At 46.6% G+C, this 4,719-nt stretch carries 5 protein-coding genes and 1 pseudogene; 4 read left to right on the top strand and 2 right to left on the bottom strand.

Annotated elements, in window-relative coordinates; translation table 11 throughout:
- A pseudogene (gene sat, locus ACTXGO_RS09825) lies at positions 1-210 on the bottom strand (sulfate adenylyltransferase); the annotation flags it as partial.
- 274 nt (positions 211-484) lie between these two features.
- Here sat and ACTXGO_RS09820 point away from each other — a divergent pair.
- The 3 genes from ACTXGO_RS09820 to ACTXGO_RS09810 are packed head-to-tail and all read left to right on the top strand — an operon-like array spanning position 485 to position 3,464.
- Positions 485-2,176 carry a nitrite/sulfite reductase gene (locus ACTXGO_RS09820; RefSeq protein WP_443542998.1) on the top strand — a complete coding sequence of 564 codons (1,692 nt, stop codon included), beginning with the start codon at positions 485-487 and terminating at the stop codon, positions 2,174-2,176.
- Positions 2,169-2,771, top strand: coding sequence for a DUF934 domain-containing protein (locus ACTXGO_RS09815; RefSeq protein ID WP_443542996.1), 603 nt, complete (start codon positions 2,169-2,171; stop codon positions 2,769-2,771). The genes ACTXGO_RS09820 and ACTXGO_RS09815 overlap by 8 nt, the downstream gene beginning before the upstream one ends.
- Before the next feature lie 54 nt (positions 2,772-2,825).
- Entirely contained in the window at positions 2,826-3,464 is a 639-nt protein-coding gene (locus tag ACTXGO_RS09810) for a phosphoadenosine phosphosulfate reductase domain-containing protein (protein ID WP_435948902.1), read from the top strand.
- Positions 3,465-3,559: 95 nt separating this feature from the next.
- On the opposite strand, the gene ACTXGO_RS09805 is transcribed toward ACTXGO_RS09810, so the two are convergent.
- A complete protein-coding gene (locus ACTXGO_RS09805; protein WP_443574259.1) occupies positions 3,560-4,075 on the bottom strand; it encodes an SDR family NAD(P)-dependent oxidoreductase in 516 nt (171 codons plus the stop codon).
- Positions 4,076-4,313: 238 nt separating this feature from the next.
- Here ACTXGO_RS09805 and ACTXGO_RS09800 point away from each other — a divergent pair.
- Positions 4,314-4,719, top strand: a 406-nt coding sequence (locus ACTXGO_RS09800) for a precorrin-2 dehydrogenase/sirohydrochlorin ferrochelatase family protein (protein ID WP_443574257.1), incomplete at its 3' end; no start/stop codon positions are given.

Raw genomic sequence — 4,719 nt, 5'->3', positions numbered from 1 at the left:
CGGGGTAAAACCGCCGATACCTAGCATAATCAAATCACCGCGCGCGCGTGAGCTGAGCGTAATGGTCGGCAAGCTGCTGGCAAGTTTAAGCGCATCAGCGTGCGCTTGTCCTTTTAATAGCAAAGGCTTTAGAGTGTCACTGCCATGTGGCGGGACTAGCTTGGATTGTGATTGATTATCTGATGTTGACTGCGCAGGAATAGACGTCATAGTGTTTTATAACCTTAGGTTGTGAGCAATAAATGGATGACGCCTAGGCTAACCAATTTTGATTATGAAAATTTATGCTGACTTTGGATATGGATATGACTTAAAGGAATTACTGTTTTAATGCATAAGCTTATATGATGTGACCCTGTATTGCTTTACGCCTGTTTGTACTGGGCACCGAGCACTGAGCATTGGTTACGAGCACCGCAAAAGTGCTGCCCAAGGTATAGGCGCTATTCTACGGCGCAAGAATAAAATAAAATGAGATGACATCATGTATCAATATAATTACGCTGATCAAACGCTAGTGGAAGAACGGGTCGCCCAGTTTCGCGATCAGACCGAGCGCTTTTTAGCAGGCGAGCTACCAGAGGAGCAATTTTTGCCCCTGCGTTTGCAAAATGGCCTCTACATTCAGCGATATGCCCCTATGCTGCGTATTGCTATTCCTTACGGACTACTCGCCAGCTATCAGCTGCGCAAGTTGGCTGAGATTACCCGCAAATATGATAAAGGCTACGGACACTTCACCACGCGTACCAATATTCAGCTTAACTGGCCCAAGTTAGAGGACGTCCCTGATATCTTGGCAGAGCTGGCATCAGTGCAAATGCACGCCATTCAAACCTCGGGCAACTGTATTCGTAATACCACAACCGACCCCTACGCTGGCATTCACCAATCAGAGATCGCAGACCCGCGCCCTTATTGTGAGATTATCCGTCAGTGGTCGACCTTTCATCCTGAATTTGCTTTTTTGCCGCGTAAATTTAAGATTGCCGTCATCGGTACGGATGAAGATCGCGCCGCCACCCAAGTGCATGATGTCGGTCTGCATCTAAAGAAAAACGATGCAGGCGAGCTTGGTTTTGAAGTGCTCGTTGGCGGCGGCCTTGGTCGTATTCCAGTACTGGGTAAAGTTATCAATGAGTTCTTACCCCGTGAGCATTTGCTTAGCTACTTAGATGCTATTTTGCGCGTCTATAATTTGCACGGTCGCCGTGACAAGGGCAGCAAATACAAATCACGCATCAAGATCTTGGTCGATACTTTGGGCGGGCGCGAGTTTGCCAAACTCGTCGATGCCGAGTGGGAGGCGAACACCAAAGATGGCGAGCTGACGTTAACGGAGGAGAACTTTGCCACTGCCATTAGCTTCTTTAGTGAGCCTGATTATAAAGCGTTTGACGCGTTGCAAGTGCAAGCTAACTTGCAAGCGCAATTGACGGATAATAAAGACTTTGCCAATTGGTACAACCAAAACACGGTCGCGCATAAAGTTGCTGGTTACCGCGCGGTGGTCATCTCCTTAAAGGCAGGTCTCGTTGACGGCAAATACGTCCCATCAGGCGATGTAACTGATACGCAAATGGACGCTCTCGCTGATTTATCCGATACCTATAGCTTTGGTGAGCTACGCGGCACCTATCAGCAAAATCTTGTGTTTGCCGATGTCGAAGTCAACAAACTGTATGAGCTGTGGCAACAACTGGTAGAGCTACATTTAGCACGCGCTAACATTAATACCTTAACTGACATGATTGTCTGCCCGGGCTGGGATTATTGCTCGCTTGCCAATGCCACCACCCATAATATTGCTGAACAAATTGAGAATCAATTTAGCGATTTGGACTATCTCTACGATTTAGGTGATATTCGCCTCAATATGTCAGGCTGTATCAATGCCTGCGCGCATCATCATACTGGTGATATTGGTATCCTTGGCGTCGACAAAAAAGGCGAGAACTGGTATCAGATCAGCCTTGGCGGTAACTCTAGCAACGATGCCAAACTTGGCAAAATACTGGGCCGCTCAGTGCCTACCGAAGCGGTGGCGGATACCATTCAACAGATCGTTGATGTCTATGTTGAGCTGCGCGCGACCACAGATAATGACGTTGAGAGCTTTGGCGAATTGGTTGAGCGCGTCGGTATTGATCCCTTTAAGGAAAAGGTTTATGGCTAATCATCATATATTAGATAGTAAAGGCGTTGATGTGAGTATTGATGATACGTGGCAGGCGCTTGCGACAGACAACTTGCCAGATAGCATTGGTTTAAGTGAGATAACTTTACTTGAGCTGCTCCATAGACAAGAAAAACCTGAGGTCATAGTACCACTCACTGATTTACTAAGCGACAAAGGCCTACTTGCAAGCGGCCTTGTCAAAGAAGTCTATACGCTTATCGAGCAGCATTCGAGCCGTTTAGGGGTGTGGATCACCGCTGATACCGACGCTGATGTATTGAGTGCAGTCAGTGAGCTGTTATTGCAGCAGTCACTCATCGTCATCCACGTGCCCAAATTTGCTGATGGACGCAGCTTTAGCTTTGTACAAACCTTGCGTCAACTTGGCTACAAAGATGAGATACGCGTTGCTGGCGAGTTTGGCCGTGACCAAATTGCTTATCTGTTGCGCGTTGGCGTCGATAGCTTTGTACTGAGTGAACACGACGTCCATCCAGACTCTACTTTTAATATCGAGCAGGCCTTTACGGCGCTTGCTAGTAGTTATGATGGTCGCCGCGCCACAGATTTGCCTATGTTTGCAGGTGCTTAACCTTAGTATTAATTTTTATTCATCGTTTTTAAATGAACAATTGAGGAATCTACCATGAGCCAACTACACCCAAATCTTGATATCGACCAAGCCAACCAAGACTTGCAAGGCAAAACACCTGAGCAAATCGTTGAGTGGGCGCTAAGCCAAGCCAAAAACCCAATTATCACCACCAATTTTCGCCCGTATGAGTCAGCGATTTTGCATTTAGTCGCCAAACAGCGTCCTGATATCACCGTATTATGGGTAGATTCAGGCTACAACACGGATGCGACTTATCGTTTTGCGAATAAAGTTATCAACGATTTAGACCTAAACGTGGTTACCTATATTCCTAAGCAAACCGCAGCCCACCGTGACGCCACTATGAATGGTATCCCAGGTATTGATAACCCACAGCATGACGAATTTACAGAACAAGTCAAACTTGAGCCGTTTCGCCGTGCACTCGATGAGCTAAAGCCTGACGTCTGGTTCAATGCTATTCGCAAAGATCAAACTGAATTCCGCCAAGGTCTTGATGTGCTGAGCCTATCAAAAGATGGCGTATTAAAAGTCGCGCCACTATTCGATAAAAATGATGCTGATTTAGACAAGTATTTAGATGAGCACAACTTACCAAATGAGCATGACTACTTCGATCCTACCAAGGTAGAAGAAAGCCGTGAATGTGGACTGCATACTCAGCTGTAATCGTTGACAGTGACCTATCAAGCAAAAGCCCTCTCGTTATGAAAGGGCTTTTTTGTGCAAGTATCAGGCAAAAATTCGTTAACACTTATAACTTACTAACGACCGAGCACCCAACCGCTATCCATAAACACGTTCGCGCCATGCATGTAGTTGGAATCATCAGACGCCAAGAACACCGCCAGGGCCGATATTTCCTCAGGCTTGCCGGCGCGCTGAGCAGGAATACGATTTAAGCGCTCATCCTCGATGCCCTCTGTCATCGGCGTTTCGATGAAGCCCGGTGATAAAATATTTACTTTGACGCCTTGACTACCAAAATCAAATGCCAACTGCTTGGTAAATCCTAATACCGCATGCTTTGAGGTCACATAAGCAGAACCGCCTGAGCCTGCCATCTGCGTGGCTTGCGAGCCTACATTGATGTTGCTATCTTCAATAGCTTTGACGATGCGCTTGCCGTCATCCTCGCTCAGTCCAGTAACGACCACTTTTGCGCCCTCAGCGGCGTAGGCTTTTGCGGTGGCCTCCCCTAGTCCTGATGTCCCACCAAATACGATAGCGACTCTATCTTTTAATTTTGTGTCTTGTAGTTTTTTATCTTGTGATGTCATAGTCATTATCCTTATGTGAGTTATAGATTATTAAAACATCCTAGCACAGTTAACTAAGGGTCAATGTTTGCATGTGTTTAACTGCGTATAAGAGGCATCCTCTCTATTCCTATATACCGCGAAATCTCCTGCGCTTATGACAAAAATAACTATACTAATGCCAATACACACCGTGAGACTCTGCGCGCAAGCCTTCATAATATCAGTATTATTAGATTGACCTATCCTTGGTGCTGTTATGAATACTTTTCCACTGTTTTTTAAGCTCGATAACCGCAAAGTGCTGATCGTTGGTGGCGGCGATGTGGCACTACGTAAGGCCGATTTGCTCAGCCGTGCAGGGGCGCATATCACCATTTTGGCGCCTAGTATAGAGGCAGATATTCAGGCACTCCTTAGTGACGATAAGCATAGCCTCATTTATAAACACTACGATAAGTCCTATATGACAGGCGCGCGCGTGATTATCGCCGCAACCGATGATGAGGTGCTCAATTATCAGATTCATGCAGACGCCACCGCGCTGAATATCCCCGTCAATGTCGTTGATACGCCGCCGCTTTGTGATTTTATCTTTCCCGCTATCGTCGATCGCAATCCCATTGTCATTGGTATCTCCTCAAATGGCAAAGCGCCCGTGCTGG

It is taken from the genome of Psychrobacter sp. T6-1 (assembly GCF_052258445.1).
This window is presented reverse-complemented; position numbering and strand designations above follow the sequence as displayed.

What these genes read in the sequence shown, in the direction of transcription:
- ACTXGO_RS09820 (WP_443542998.1), top strand. Translation starts at nt 485, where the DNA reads ATGTATCAATATAATTACGCTGATCAAACGCTAGTGGAAGAACGGGTC.
- ACTXGO_RS09805 (WP_443574259.1), bottom strand. Translation starts at nt 4,075, where the DNA reads ATGACATCACAAGATAAAAAACTACAAGACACAAAATTAAAAGATAGA.
- ACTXGO_RS09810 (WP_435948902.1), top strand. Translation starts at nt 2,826, where the DNA reads ATGAGCCAACTACACCCAAATCTTGATATCGACCAAGCCAACCAAGAC.
- ACTXGO_RS09815 (WP_443542996.1), top strand. Translation starts at nt 2,169, where the DNA reads ATGGCTAATCATCATATATTAGATAGTAAAGGCGTTGATGTGAGTATT.